The organism is Phycicoccus elongatus Lp2 (assembly GCF_000367525.1).
Taxonomy (GTDB): domain Bacteria; phylum Actinomycetota; class Actinomycetes; order Actinomycetales; family Dermatophilaceae; genus Phycicoccus_A; species Phycicoccus_A elongatus.
In genome coordinates, this window is the sequence record NZ_HF570956.1 from 263,160 (window position 1) to 277,007 (window position 13,848).

Genomic DNA, 13,848 nt, shown 5'->3' on the forward strand with positions numbered 1-13,848 from the left:
GGCGCGGAAACCATCCGAGAGGTGGCTTCTTCCACCGACTCGGTGTGGGTGAGAGGTTGCCCGCCATCCGGCAGGTCCAAGACCTTCGTGACGGTGTGTCGTCCACTCGTTCGACGACCCCGTCCTCGAGCAGGGGCTCGAGCTGATGATGATCACGAACATCAGGGGACGCCATGCCTTCCTGCAGCCACGGCAATTCTGGCCAGCTTCGACCGGATCGTGACCACCGATCAACGTTTCGTCGAGGCCCCGGACTTCGACCGGTCCACCCGACTGACCTCCAGCCGTGACCCTTGGCAGGATGGCTCCATGACCATCCGGATCGCGATTGTCGGCGACCTCAATCCCAGCTACCCGAGCCACCGTGAGCTCGAGGCCGCGCGTGGCCTGCTCGGCCCCGATGTCGAGACGACGTGGGTGCCCACCGACTCCCCCGCCATGGCCGACCTGGCGGCATACGACGGTCTGTGGATCGCCCCGGGGAGCCCGTATGCCGACGACGACGCGGTGCTGCGCGCCATCCGGTATGCCCGCGAGAGCGGCATGCCGCTGCTCGGCACCTGCGGTGGGCTGCAGTATGCCGTGGTCGAGTTCGTGCGCGATGTGCTCGGCTCGGCGGGAACGCATGCCGAGGTCGATGGCGTGCAGGAGTCGAATGCCGTTGCGCCCCTTGCCTGTTCGCTCGTCGGGCAGCAGCGCACGGTCACCCCGGTGCCGGGGACGCGGTTCGCCGCGCTCCTGGGTGGGGCACCCTTCGAGGGGATGCACTACAGCTCCTACGGCCCCACCGCCGCGACGGTGGCGGACCTCCAGGCGCACGGGTGGGTGGTCGAGGCGACCGCGCCGGACGCGCCAGCGGAGGTGCTCAGCTACGAGCCCCATCCGTTCTTCGTCCTGACCCTCTTCCAGCCCCAGATCGGCGCGATCGAGTGGGGTCGGGTGCACCCGATCCTGCATGCCTTCGTCGACCTGGCGCGCCGGGTGGCGCCGGCTCGGGCAGCCGCCCTGGCGCGCCAGCACCTCGCCGCCGAGGAGGCCCGGCCCCGCCCCTACGTCCACCAGATGCGTGGACCCCGACATCGGGGGTGGCGACCGCTCGTCGCGCTCGTCCTCCTCCTCGTCCTCACCATGGTCTTCATGGGCGTCGTGACCGTGCCCTTCGGCCTGGCCGGTGTGCTGCCCGACGACTTCGAGACGCTCGACCTGTCGGTGCCGACCCAGCTCTGGATGAACCTCACCCTCGCCGCACTCATCCCGGCAGCCATGCTCGCCACACGGGTCGCCTACGGCCGGCCGTGGGGCCGGCTCTTCTCGGTGACCGGACGGCTGCGCTGGGGCTGGCTGCTGCAGTGCATGTCGCTCGTGGCTCCGCTGTGGGTGGTCTACCTCGCGGCGAGCTGGGTCGTCTTCGGCCAAGAGGTGCTGCCGCGCCCCGAGGCCTGGATCGGCCTGCTCGTCGTCACCCTCCTCACCACCCCTCTGCAAGCCGCTGGTGAGGAGGTCGCTTTCCGTGGGCTCGTCGTGCAGGCCGTCGGTGCCTGGATCCGCAGCCCCGTCGTCGCGCTCGCCGTGTCGACGGCGGTGTCGGCGGCGACCTTCGTGGCCGCCCACGGCTCGATGGACGTGTGGATCTGGATCGACATCGGCTCCTTGGCGGTCGCGGCGTGCTGGCTGGCCTGGCGGACCGGCGGCATCGAGGCCGGCATCGCGCTGCACGTGGTCAACAACCTGGCCGTCACCTTCGCGGGCATACTCCTCGGTGGCCTCGAGGAGTCCTATGTGGACACCGAGACCACCGGCTCACCGGTGTCGGCCGCCATGAGCGTGGTCGTCATGACCATCGCAACTGCCCTCATCCTGTGGCTCGCCAGGCGCCGGGGCATCGCGCCTGCCGGACGCACCACCCCGTCCGTCGGCTGAGCCGCCGCTCTCAAGCCCGGCGGCTCAGCGCAGCGGGTCGAAGGGGGCGAGCTCGGCCGGGGTCGTCCCGGTCATGATCTGCTCGGCGAGCAGCTTGCCCGTGACCGGGCCGAGAGTGATGCCCCACATGCTGTGGCCGCCGGCGACGTGGACGCGCGGTGAGCGGGTGGCGCCGATGAGCGGCAGCCCGTCGACCGTGCAGGGGCGTGAGCCCACCCACTCGTCGGTGCGGTCGTCGAGGTCGACGCCACGCAGCAGGGGTCGTGCGGCCTCGACGATGGCCTGGATGCGGCGCTGGTCGAGGGCTTCCTCGGGCCGCCGGAACTCCATCATCCCCGCGACCCGCAGCCGGTCGCCGATGGGCGTGCAGGCGACCCGGGCGGCGGGCAGGTAGACCGGCCCGGCCGGCAGGTCGTCGACCTTGACGCTGAAGGAGTAGCCGCGGCCGGCCTGGACGACCTGGCGCACGCCGAACTGGCGGGCGTGCTCCCCGAGCCAGGCCCCGGTGGCGAGGACGACGGAGTCGAAGGACTGCGCCCAGCCCCGGGTGCCGCGCAGGATGACGCTCTCGCCGCGGTCGTCGACGGCCATGACCTCGAGCCCGGTGAGGATCTGCCCCCCGCGCGCCTCCACGGCCGCGGCGAGGGCGGCGACATACGCGCCGGGGTCGATGAAGCGCTGGTCCTTGAGGAGGATGGCGGCCCGGATCTCGTCGCTGAGGACCGGCTCGATCGCGCGGGCCTCGTCACCGGTGAGTGCCTCGAAGCTCATCTCCTGGCCGGCGTGGCCGATGTGCTCGATCTCCTCCAGCAGCGTGCGACGCTGCTCCACCCGCTGGTATGCCGCGATGAAGGAGCTCGCCTGGCGCGTCGGCTCCTGCACGCCACCGGCTGACAGCTCGTCGAAGGCGTCCAGCGCCATCCGGTTGACCGGCACCAGGGCGGCCATGTTGCGCCGCCACCGGGCGGCGGTGGAGTTGCGGGTGAACCCGGCGACGAAGCGGGCCAGGTTGGCGTCGACCTTCGGCGGGACGTAGACGGGCGAGCTCGGCGAGAGGACGGCGCGGATGCCGGTGCGCAGCACGGCGGGCTCGGGCAGGGGGGTGGTGATGCCCGGGGTGAGCCAGCCGGCGTTGCCCCAGGAGGACCCGGCGGCCACGCTCGTGGACTCGATGACCGAGACCTCGGCCCCCTGCTCCTGGAGGTACCAGGCGGTGGACAGTCCGACCATGCCGGCGCCGATGACGGCGATGCGTTGCGGCGGGGTGGTGGTGTGCGACATCGGGCGCCTCTCCTGGTCCGAACTCGGGGTTGCTTCCATGGTGGGGGCTGCGGACGCGCCCGCTCGTGTGCGTGGAGCACACTCATGTGGCCAGGAGTTGTGGTCACCGCACTACGCTGAGGCGCGTGATCGTCCTCGCCGACCTTGTCCGCTCCCTCGCGGGGCTGCTCGAGCTCGTCGTGCCGGCCAAGGACGCGGCCATCGACGACCTGACCCTCGCCGAGCCGGGGCGCGACGTGCTCGGCATACCCGGCGACCTCACGGTCGGGGTGGGGGTCGACTCGGCGGTCGACGGCGCCCGGCTGGTGACGGCAGCCGGGCGGCGCGGCGTCCCCGCCGTCCTGCTCCGGGCGGGGGTGGCCCACCTGCCCGAGGTCCGCGCCGCCGCCACGGACCACGGCGTGGCCCTCGTCGCGCTGGCCGAGAACGCCTCGTGGGCGCACGTGATCTGGCTCCTGCGCGGCCTGGTCGACCGCACCCTGGGCCAGCAGGGCCCACGGGCGAGCGCCTCGGAGGAGCTCTATGCCATCGCCGATGCCGCCGCCCAGCTCGTCGGCGGGCCGATCACCATCGAGGACGCACACTCCCGGGTCCTGGCGTACTCCTCCCGCCAGGACTCCACCGACCCGGCCCGGGTCTCGACGATCGTGGGGCGCCGGGTCCCGGACTCGGTCCGCCGCCACCTGCGCGCCCGGGGGGTCTTCCGCCGGATGGTCGCCTCCCCCGCGTCCTTCTTCGTCGACGGCGGGCCGGACTCGCCCGTCGGGCCACGCCACGTGGTGCCCGTGCACGCCGGCGGTGAATGGCTGGGCTCCATCTGGGCCCTCGTGCCGCACGAGCCCGATCCGGCCACCGTGGCCGAGCTCGAACGGACCGCGGCCGTGGTCGCCCTGCACCTGTTGCAGCTCCGGTCCCAGGCCGATCTCTCACGCCGGGTCGCCCAGGACCGGCTGCGTGCCGTCCTCACCGGCGACGGCGCGGATGTCGAGGCGTGGCTCCCGCAGGGGCCGTGGCGTGTCGTCGCCCTGACGAGCACCGATGCCCGGGAGGAGGCCCAGGAGGTCGGCCGCCGCCTCGACCAGTGGGAGGCGGTCCTGCGCCGTCAGTCCTGGCCCGAGCCACGACTGACCTCGGTGGCCGACCGGGCGTTCGCCCTGGTGCGCGACGACGGGGCCGGGCGCCCCACCCAGAAGTCCCCCGCCGGGACCTGGCCCTGGCTGCTCCGAGTCGTCGACGCGCTGGCCCAGCAGGGCAGCAACCTGGTCGCGGGTGCCGGTGCCCCGGCCCTCACCCCGTCGGACCTGCCTCGGTCGCTGGCCCAGGCCCAGGCCGTGGGCCGGGTCCTGCGCGCCGGCACGGCCCCGGGCCCGGCCTGCATCGTCGAGCAGGCGTGGGCGCCGATCACCCTGGACCGGATCGGCCGCACGATCGGCGAGGGCATCCTCCCCACGCCGGTCGACACCCTCGTCGCCCTCGACCAGCAGGAGGGGACCTCGCACGCAGCGACCCTGGCCGCGTGGCTGGACCACCGCGGGTCGACGAGCGATGCCGCCGACGCCCTCGGCATCCACCCCAACACCCTGCGCCACCGCATGGGACGCATCGTGGAGGTCCTCGACGCCAACCTCGACGACGCGGACGAACGCCTGGCGCTGCGCGTGCAGCTGCTCGCGCTCAGCGCTGCGGATCGGCGCTGAAGGCCTCGAGGATCCGCGCGGTGCCCTCCACCGCGGACACCTGGCCGGCACGCACCTGCGCCGCGAGCTGGTCACGGATGGCAAGCACCGAGGCGTGCTCACGGACGGCGTCGTGCAGGTGGGCGTCGACCATGGCCCACATCCAGTCCTCCTGCTGCTGGGCACGGCGCGCCTCCAGCGAGCCCTGCTCCTCGAGCCAGGAGCGGTGTGCGAGAACGGCATCCCAGACCTCGTCAAGGCCGTCGCCGGTCTGCGCCGAGCAGGTGAGGACCGGCGGGCGACGGACGTCGCCGGGCATCATGAGCCGCATCGCGCCGGCGAGCTCGCGCGCCGCGACCCGCGCCGGGCCGGCCCCGTCTCCGTCGGCCTTGTTGACGGCGATGACGTCGGCGAGCTCGAGGATGCCGCGCTTGATGCCCTGGAGCTGGTCCCCGGAGCGCGCCAGGGTGAGCAGCAGGAAGGTGTCGACCATCTCGGAGACGGCGATCTCGTTCTGTCCCACCCCGACCGTCTCCACGATGACCACGCCGTAGCCGGCCGCCTCGAGGACGAGCATCGACTCGCGGGTCGCCCGCGCCACACCGCCGAGGTGCCGGCCGCTCGGGCTGGGCCGGACGAAGGCGGCGTCGCTCGCGGTGAGGTCGGCCATCCGGGTGCGGTCACCGAGGATCGAGCCACCGGTGCGGCGCGACGACGGGTCGACGGCGACGACCGCGACCTTCTCGCCCCGCGCGACCAGCCGGCTGCCCATCGCGTTGATGAAGGTCGACTTCCCAGCCCCGGGCACGCCGGTGATCCCGACCCGCACCGCCTTTCCCGTATCTGGCGTGAGCAGGGCGAGCAGCTCCCCCGCGGCCTCGCGGTGGTCACCGCGGTGGGACTCCACCAGCGTGATGGCCCGCGCGATCGCCCCCCGCTCGCCCGCGCGCACGGCGGAGGCGAGCGCGGGGACGTCGAGGGGGGCGCGCGGCATACGGAGAAGCTGTCGCTCAGGCGTCGAGCCGCGAACGCAGGTCCTTGACCAGCTCGATCGCCGCCTTGGAGATGACGGTGCCGGGCGGGTAGATCGCGTCGGCGCCGTGCTCACGCAGCTCGGCGAAGTCCTGGCTGGGGATGACGCCGCCGACGACGATCATGAGGTCCTGACGGCCCAGCTCGTCGAGCGCGGCCCGCAGCGCCGGCACGAGGGTGAGGTGACCCGCGGCCAGCGAGGACACCCCGACGACGTGCACGTCGGCCTCGACGGCCTGACGCGCGACCTCCTCGGGGGTCTGGAAGAGCGGGCCCACGTCGACGTCGAAGCCGAGGTCGGCGAAGGCGGTCGCGATGACCTTCTGGCCGCGGTCGTGGCCGTCCTGGCCCATCTTGGCGACGAGGATGCGCGGGCGCCGACCCTCGGCCTCCTCGAACTCCTCGACGAGCCGCTGCGCCTCCTGGACGGTGGCGTCGGCCCCGGCCTCAGCGCTGTACACGCCCCCGATCGTACGGATCTGGGCTGTGTAGCGGCCGAAGGCCTGCTCCATCGCCGCCGAGATCTCACCGACCGTCGCCTTGGCGCGGGCGGCGTCGATGGCCAGCGCGAGGAGGTTGGTGCTCAGGTCGGTGCCACCACCGACCGCGCACGCCCGGGTGATCGCGACGAGGGCCGCGTCGACCTCCGCCTGGTCGCGCTCCGCGCGCAGCCTCTCGAGCTTGGCGATCTGGCTCGCACGGACGGCGGCGTTGTCGACCTTGAGGACGTCGATCTCCTCGTCCCCGTCGACCGGGTAGAGGTTGACGCCGATGACCGGCTGCTGCCCCGAGTCGATCCGCGCCTGGGTGCGGGCGGCCGCCTCCTCGATGCGCATCTTCGGTATGCCGGCCTCGATCGCCTTGGCCATGCCGCCGGCGGCCTCGACCTCCTCGATGTGCGACCAGGCCCGCCGGGCGATGTCATGGGTGAGGCGCTCGACGTACGCCGAGCCGGCCCACGGGTCGATGGTGCGCGTCGTGCCGGACTCCTGCTGGATGAGGAGCTGGGTGTTGCGGGCGATCCGGGCCGAGAAGTCGGTCGGGAGCGCGATCGCCTCGTCGAGGGCGTTGGTGTGCAGCGACTGCGTGTGGCCCTGCGTCGAGGCCATCGCCTCGATGCCCGTGCGCACGACGTTGTTGAAGACGTCCTGCGCGGTCAGGGACCAGCCGCTCGTCTGCGAATGCGTCCGCAGCGAGAGGGTCTTGTCTGATCGGGCGCCCTGCTCCTTGACCAGCCGCGCCCAGAGCAGGCGGGCCGCGCGCATCTTGGCGACCTCCATGAAGAAGTTCATCCCGATGGCCCAGAAGAACGACAGGCGGGGCGCGAAGACGTCGACGTCGAGGCCGACGGCCTTGCCCGCGCGGATGTACTCGACACCGTCGGCGAGGGTGTAGGCGAGCTCGAGGTCCTGGGTCGCCCCGGCCTCCTGCATGTGGTAGCCGGAGATGGAGATCGAGTTGAACCTCGGCATCTTCGCGCTCGTGAACGCGAAGATGTCGGAGATGATCCGCATGCTCGGCTCGGGCGGGTAGATGTAGGTGTTGCGGACCATGAACTCCTTGAGGATGTCATTCTGGATGGTCCCGGTCAGCTGCTCGGGCGCGACGCCCTGCTCCTCGGCCGCGACGACATAGAGCGCGAGGATCGGGATGACCGCGCCGTTCATGGTCATCGACACGGACATCTGGTCGAGCGGAATGCCCTCGAAGAGCGTGCGCATGTCGTAGATCGAGTCGATCGCGACACCGGCCATGCCGACGTCGCCGGTCACGCGCGGGTGGTCGCTGTCGTAGCCGCGGTGCGTCGCCAGGTCGAAGGCGATCGACAGACCCTTCTGTCCCGCAGCGAGATTGCGCCGGTAGAACGCGTTCGACTCCTCGGCCGTCGAGAAGCCGGCGTACTGCCGGATCGTCCACGGCTGGTTGACGTACATCGTCGCGTAGGGGCCGCGCAGAAACGGCGGCGCGCCCGGGATCGTGTCGAGGAAGTCCAGGCCCTCGAGGTCGGCCTCGGTGTAGAGCGGCTTGACCTCGATCTGCTCAGGGGTGAGCCACGTCTCGCCGCCGGGAACGGTTGTCTCCGTCGCCTTCCCGTCACCGAGGTCGACGGTGCTGAAGTCGGGGATCTGCATGGTCATGAGTGCGCTCCTTCCGCCGGGGCGCCGAGTCTGGTCAGCAGGTCGTCGAGGAAGGCGACGACGTCCATGCCGTCCCGCACCTCGCCGTCGACGGCGGTCTCGCCGAGCTCTTTGGCGCGCCCGGCGACGAGGATCACCTCGATTCCGTTGTCGCGCAAGCCCTTCACGGCGTCCGCAGCGTGTGCGGAATACCCCTTGGGCGAGGAGGCGAGGACGACGACGTCGGTATGCCGCGAGCGGGCCTCGGCGGCCACGTCGGCAGGCGTGCCCTCCACCGTCACGGAGGCGATGCCGCCCGCCGCGAGGAGGTTGGCCATGAAGGTCTCGCGAGCCCCGAAGTCACGACGCTCGCCGAGCGCGGCGACGACGACGGTGGGAGCGGGACCGGTGCCGGCGAGCGCCGTGGCGCGGTCGCGCAGGCCCTCCCACACCTCGGAGTCCCGATGCGGCGCAAGGCCACCCGTGGGCAGGGCCGCACGCGGCTCGCGAGCCAGGGGGGTCTCGCCGACGAGGGGGAACATGCTGACGCCCGTGAGCGGCGTGCGGCGGTTGGCCAGACCCTGTTCCGCCTCGCCACGTGCCGCCTCGAGCCGGCCTGCGACGAGCCCGTCGGCGAGGGCGGCAGCGATGCCCCCGGCCGCCTCCACCTCCTGGAGGACCGCCCAGGCGGCGGTCGCGACCTCATCGGTGAGCACCTCGACGGCCCACGCACCACCGGCCGGGTCGGTCACCCGAGCGATGTTCGACTCGTCCGCGAGGACGATCTGGGTGTTGCGGGCCAGCCGCCGGGAGAACTTCTCGGGCAGTCCGGCGACGGTGTCGTAGGGAAGGACTGAAATCGCCTCCGCGCCACCGACACTGGCGGCGAAGGTCGCCAACGTCGAGCGCAGGACGTTGACCCATGGGTCGTCGCGGGTGAACATCCGCAAACTGGTGACCGCGTGGATGCGCGCGCCGCGGTCGGCCTCCGGAACCTCGAGCACCTCGCCGACGCGGGCCCACAGGCGGCGCAGCGCCCGCAGCGCAGCGATCGTGAGGAACTGGTCCTGGCTCGCGGAGACGCGGAACTCGATGTGCGGGAACGAGTCCGAGGGGACGACACCGGAGTCGGCGAGCGCGCGGACGTACGCGAGGCCCGTGGCCACGGCATACCCGACCTCCTCGACGGCAGTCGCCCCCGCGTCGCGATACGTGCGGGCGTCGACGGTGATCGCACGGACGCGACGCGCATCGAGCCCGTCGAGCGCGCCCTCGAGCACGGTGAGGTCGGGCGAGCCACCGAGGCGGGCGGCGGCCCCGATCGGGTCGAGTCCCAGGTTGCCGGTGGACTCCGGGTTCTGGTCGAGCACCTCCCGCAGCGCGCGAGCCGCGGCATCCTGCGCGTCATACGAGGAGACGACGACCGGAGCCATCTCGAGGTTGACGTCGGCGAGGACTTCGGAGAGGGCGGCGGCCGGGATGCCGTCCGTCCCGACGTGCACCCACACGCTCGTGACCCCGTGCTCGAGATCGTCGAGCACGGCGGCCCGGCTGGTGGCGGCGTCGGGGTGGTCGTGGAGCTGGCGGACGTCCCACGGCTGGCCGGCCTGCCGCATCGCGCGACCGCGGGTGAAGGGCATGGCGCCGGGGACACCCAGCGGTGCGCCGTCGCTGGGACGCAGGTAGAGCGGGTCGACCTCGAGGCCGCCGGGGAGGGTGGTGCGCATCGACGCCTCGGCCTCGGCGCCGGTCACCTTGGCGTCCTCCGCCTTGGCCTTGTTGACGACGGCGGCCGCGAGCTCGCGCCACTCGTCGTGCGTGTGTGTCGGGAAGTCGCCCGCGAGCGGCATTGCTGCGTCCGTGCTCATCCGTGCTCCTGCATCAGCGAAGGGTCCCCCCGACCCTACCGACGTTCACGCACCCGACTGGCGGGTATGGCAGGCGAGCGGCCGCGACCTTCGCCACACGCGGCGTCCGCTGCGCCGAACGGTGGGACACCCGTGACTGGGGCGCGATCCGCTGCTAGGCATGAGGGCATGTCGACCAGTCTTGACTCCCTGCCGATCATCGACCTCTCCCTCCTTGCTGGCGATGGGGCGGACGTGGCGGCCTTTGACCAGGCGCTGCTCAGGGCCACCCATGAGGTCGGGTTCTTCTACCTCGTCGGTCACGGCATCCCCGAGGACGTCGTGGAGCACCTCTTCGCCGAGGCCGAGCGCTTCTTCGCCCTGCCCGAGGCCGACAAGCTCGACGTCGAGATGACGCGCAGCCCGCACTTCCGCGGCTACACGCGCACCGGTGGTGAGCTCACCGAGGGCCGCGTCGACTGGCGCGAGCAGATCGACGTCGGCGCCGAGCGCGACCTCGTGACCGGCGGCGCGGCATACAACCGGCTGGAGGGCCCCAACCTCTGGCCGGACGCGCTGCCGTCCCTGCGCCCCACCCTGACCGACTGGTCGCAGCGATGCTCGATCATCGGTATGACGCTGCTGCGCGCCTGGGCGCGTGCCCTTGGCGCGGCGGAGGACCGGTTCGACGACGCCTTCGACCGGCCGTCGACACTCATCAAGCTCGTGCGCTACCCGGGCCGCGACGGTGACAAGCGGCAGGGCGTGGGCGCCCACAAGGACCCCGGCGTCCTCACGCTGCTCATGATCGAGCCGGAGAAAGCGGGTCTCCAGGTCGAGCACGGCACCGACTGGATCGACGCGCCGCCCGTGCCGGGAGCGTTCGTCGTCAACATCGGCGAGCTCATGGAGTTCGTCACCGACGGTTATCTCAGGGCGACGCGGCACCGGGTCCTCTCACCGCCGGCCGGCGCATCGCGGCTGTCGATTCCGTTCTTCTTCAACCCCTCGGTCGACCGGGCCATGCCGCACATCGACCTGCCGGCCGAGCTCGCGGCGCAGGCGCCAGGTGTCTCCCAGGACCCGGACAACGTCATCTCCGGCACCTTCGGCGACAACCTGCTCAAGGCGCGGCTGCGCGCCCATCCCGATGTGGCGGCGATCCACCACCCAGATCTGGTGGGCTGACGCTGCGGACCGACCGCGCCACCCCGGACGCCGTCAGAGCGCGGCGAAGGGGGCGCAGAGGGCGCGTAGTCGGGCTTCGCCGCCGTCCAGCGCAGTGAGAACGGTGATGCCCGCCGATGTCACGGCCACGGAGTGCTCCCAGTGCGCGGCCCGCGAGCCGTCATCGGTCGACACGGTCCACTCGTCGGCAAGCACGTGGTTGTCCTGGGCACCGAGGGTGACCATCGGCTCGATGGCGATCGTCAGCCCCTCGGGCACCGTCGGGCCCTTGCCGGAGACGCGGTAGTTCGGCACCTGCGGGTCCATGTGCATCGAGGTCCCGATGCCGTGGCCGACATAGTCCTCGACGATGCCGTACTCCCGCCCGGCCCGCTCCCCCGCTTCGGCGAGGCTGTCCTCGACGGCAGCCCCCACGGCATACAGGGGGGAGCCGACGCGCAGCGCCGCGATGCCCGCCCACAGTGAGGCCTCGGTGTCGTCGATGAGGGCGAGGTCCTCGGGGCGGCCGGCCTCGCGGCCGCCGACGATGCAGGAGAAGGCGGCATCGCCGTTCCACTGCCCGACCTGGGCGCCGCAGTCGATGGAGAGCAGGTCACCCTCCTGCAGGACGCGATCGCCGGGTATGCCGTGCACGATCTCGTCGTTGACGCTCGTGCAGAGGGTGTGCCGGTAGCCGGGCACGAGCTGGAAGTTCGGGACCCCGCCGTGGTCGCGGATGTGTGTCTCGGCGAGGGTGTCGAGCTCGAGAGTGGTCATGCCCGGCCGCACGGTGTCGGCGAGCAGCGCGAGGGTCTGCCCGACGAGGAGTCCGGCGACGCGCATGCCCGCCAGCTGCTCGAGGGTCTTGCCGGCGATGCGCTCACGGTTGAACAGGCCCATGAGGGGCAAGCCTACGGGCCGACGCACGTGGCGATGACCACCTCGGCCCTCAGGACGCGGCCCGCCGGCACCGGTGGGCGAAGGTACGGGCGACCGCGTCCTCGAGCAGCCGGCCGCAGTTGGTCGGCACGGTGCTGCGCGTCCTGCTCGGCCTGCTCATGGCGGGTGCAGCCCTGTTCCTGCCCCGCCTCAGTGGCGCCGGCAGCTGGACGGTCGCGTGGCGCTGGGCACCCGACATCACTGTGGGCGCTGCCCTCCTCGGGTTGCTGGGAGTGGCCCTGGTCATCCGCGCGGCCCTCGCCCGAGGTCGGCTCGGCGGCCGTGCTTGACCGCGCTCACCGAGGTCGGCAAGGGTGCGGCCATGGTGACGATCGACCTCAACGCTGACGTCGGCGAGTCCTTCGGTCGCTGGCGGCTGGGCGACGACGAGGGGACGCTCGGGGTCGTCACCTCCGCGAACGTGGCGTGCGGCTTCCACGCCGGCGACCCCGCCACCCTGGTCCGGACCTGCCGGTATGCCGTGGATCGGGGCGTCGCGATCGGGGCCCAGGTCGGGTATCGCGACCTCGCGGGATTTGGGCGACGGTTCATCGATGTCAGCCCCGAGGACCTGGCAGCCGATGTGCTCTACCAGCTCGGCGCGCTCGACGGCATCGCTCGCTCGGTGGGTGGCCGGGTGGCCTATGTCAAGCCGCACGGGGCGCTCTACAACGCGGTCGTGCACCACGAGGAACAGGCTGCAGCTGTCGTTGGGGCTGTGCGCGCGTATGCCGCGACACCGCTCCCAGTCGTCGGCCTGCCAGGGTCGGTGGTGCTGTCCCGCGCCTCCTCAGCCGGGTTACCGGTCGTCCGTGAGGGCTTCGCCGACCGAGCGTATGCCGCGGACGGGACGCTGGTGCCGAGGTCGGTGCCGGGGGCCGTCCTGGCCGACCCGACCGTCGTCGCCGACCGCGCCGTGCGCATGGTCACGGCGGGAACCGTGACGGCGATCAGCGGCGAATCCGTTGCGGTGGAGGCTGACTCGTTGTGCGTCCACGGCGACTCGCCGGGCGCGGTCGGGCTGGCGGCAGCGGTGCGTGCGGCCTTGGAGTCCGCTGGCGTGACCGTGGCGGCGTTCGCCCCGTGAGGCTCCTGCCCTGCGGCGACCGGGCGATCCTCGTCGAGCTGCCCGATGCGTCGGCGCGCAGAAGGCTGGACGAGATCCTCTCTCGCACAGCCATTCCCGGCATCGTCGAACACGTGCCTGCAGCTCGCACCGTGCTCGTCACCGTCACCGGTCCGGCTGCCCTGGTCGCGGTGTCGCGAGCGCTGCGCTGCCTCGACCTGTCGGCCGAGGTCGTGGCCGCGGCGTCGGATGACCAGGTTGTCGAGATCCCGGTCCGTTACGACGGGCCGGACCTCGGCTCCGTCGCCACCCACCTCGGTGTCTCGACCGACGAGGTCGTCGCGCGGCATACGGAGCAGGTGTGGCGGGTGGAGTTCGCCGGCTTCACACCCGGATTCGGTTACCTGCTCGGCGACCGTGGCGGCCTCACGGTACCCCGCCTGACGGTGCCCCGGACCCGGGTGCCGGCCGGCGCCGTTGCACTGGCCGACGAGTGGAGCGGCGTCTACCCGCGCGCGTCCTCCGGTGGGTGGCAGCTCATCGGAACCACCGACCTGGCCATGTGGGACGCCCACCGTCAGTCTCCCGCCCTGCTCACGCCGGGCCGGCTCGTACGCTTCACCTCCCTTGCCTCTGGGTCTTCTGTCGCTGCAGCGTCCGAAGGCGCGAACGCAACTGAGTCCCGGGGCAGGTCATGACCCTCCGCGTGGTCGCCGTCGGCCCGCTGGCCACGATCCAGGACCCCGGCCGGCCCGGTCACGGCGCCATCGGCGTCCCCCGGGGCGGCGCCGTGGACCGCGGCG

Annotated in this window: 11 protein-coding genes; 6 read left to right on the forward strand and 5 right to left on the reverse strand. The window is 72.2% G+C overall.

Annotation, left to right across the window (positions count from 1 at the left end):
• Positions 1-309 precede the first annotated feature (309 nt).
• The gene (locus BN10_RS16060) at positions 310-1,920 is read left to right on the forward strand and encodes a CPBP family glutamic-type intramembrane protease (protein ID WP_010849336.1); all 1,611 of its coding nucleotides are present in this window, start codon (positions 310-312) and stop codon (positions 1,918-1,920) included.
• A gap of 24 nt (positions 1,921-1,944) precedes the next feature.
• Here the strand turns inward: BN10_RS16060 and BN10_RS01320 are convergent, their stop codons facing one another.
• Positions 1,945-3,201: an NAD(P)/FAD-dependent oxidoreductase gene (locus BN10_RS01320; protein WP_010849337.1), complete on the reverse strand. Its 1,257-nt coding sequence runs from the start codon at positions 3,199-3,201 to the stop codon at positions 1,945-1,947.
• A 125-nt stretch (positions 3,202-3,326) separates the two neighbouring features.
• On the opposite strand from BN10_RS01320, the gene BN10_RS01325 reads away from it, so the two are divergent.
• Complete coding sequence (locus BN10_RS01325; RefSeq protein ID WP_010849338.1) at positions 3,327-4,898, forward strand: PucR family transcriptional regulator; 1,572 nt, start codon at positions 3,327-3,329, stop codon at positions 4,896-4,898.
• Here BN10_RS01325 and meaB read toward each other — a convergent pair.
• Genes meaB through BN10_RS01340 form a run of 3 tightly spaced genes read right to left on the reverse strand, consistent with a single transcriptional unit; the run spans position 4,876 to position 9,894 of the window.
• Positions 4,876-5,871 (reverse strand): methylmalonyl Co-A mutase-associated GTPase MeaB, encoded by a 996-nt coding sequence (gene meaB, locus BN10_RS01330; RefSeq protein ID WP_010849339.1) that lies wholly within the window; start codon positions 5,869-5,871, stop codon positions 4,876-4,878. The genes BN10_RS01325 and meaB overlap by 23 nt on opposite strands.
• A 16-nt stretch (positions 5,872-5,887) precedes the next feature.
• Positions 5,888-8,047: a methylmalonyl-CoA mutase gene (gene scpA, locus BN10_RS01335; RefSeq protein ID WP_010849340.1), complete on the reverse strand. Its 2,160-nt coding sequence runs from the start codon at positions 8,045-8,047 to the stop codon at positions 5,888-5,890.
• Entirely contained in the window at positions 8,044-9,894 is a 1,851-nt protein-coding gene (locus tag BN10_RS01340; RefSeq protein WP_010849341.1) for a methylmalonyl-CoA mutase family protein, read from the reverse strand. Before BN10_RS01340 ends, scpA begins: the two co-directional genes overlap by 4 nt.
• A gap of 168 nt (positions 9,895-10,062) precedes the next feature.
• On the opposite strand from BN10_RS01340, the gene BN10_RS01345 reads away from it, so the two are divergent.
• A complete protein-coding gene (locus BN10_RS01345; RefSeq protein WP_010849342.1) occupies positions 10,063-11,061 on the forward strand; it encodes an isopenicillin N synthase family dioxygenase in 999 nt (332 codons plus the stop codon).
• A gap of 33 nt (positions 11,062-11,094) precedes the next feature.
• Here the strand turns inward: BN10_RS01345 and map are convergent, their stop codons facing one another.
• Complete coding sequence (map, locus tag BN10_RS01350) at positions 11,095-11,940, reverse strand: type I methionyl aminopeptidase (protein ID WP_010849343.1); 846 nt, start codon at positions 11,938-11,940, stop codon at positions 11,095-11,097.
• 131 nt (positions 11,941-12,071) lie between these two features.
• On the opposite strand from map, the gene BN10_RS01355 reads away from it, so the two are divergent.
• The 3 genes from BN10_RS01355 to BN10_RS01365 are packed head-to-tail and all read left to right on the forward strand — an operon-like array spanning position 12,072 to position 13,743.
• Positions 12,072-12,269, forward strand: coding sequence for a hypothetical protein (locus tag BN10_RS01355; protein WP_198013979.1), 198 nt, complete (start codon positions 12,072-12,074; stop codon positions 12,267-12,269).
• A 32-nt stretch (positions 12,270-12,301) separates the two neighbouring features.
• A complete protein-coding gene (locus tag BN10_RS01360) occupies positions 12,302-13,066 on the forward strand; it encodes a LamB/YcsF family protein (RefSeq protein WP_040752202.1) in 765 nt (254 codons plus the stop codon).
• Positions 13,063-13,743 carry a 5-oxoprolinase subunit B family protein gene (locus BN10_RS01365; protein ID WP_010849346.1) on the forward strand — a complete coding sequence of 227 codons (681 nt, stop codon included), beginning with the start codon at positions 13,063-13,065 and terminating at the stop codon, positions 13,741-13,743. Before BN10_RS01360 ends, BN10_RS01365 begins: the two co-directional genes overlap by 4 nt.
• Positions 13,744-13,848: the final 105 nt, after the last annotated feature.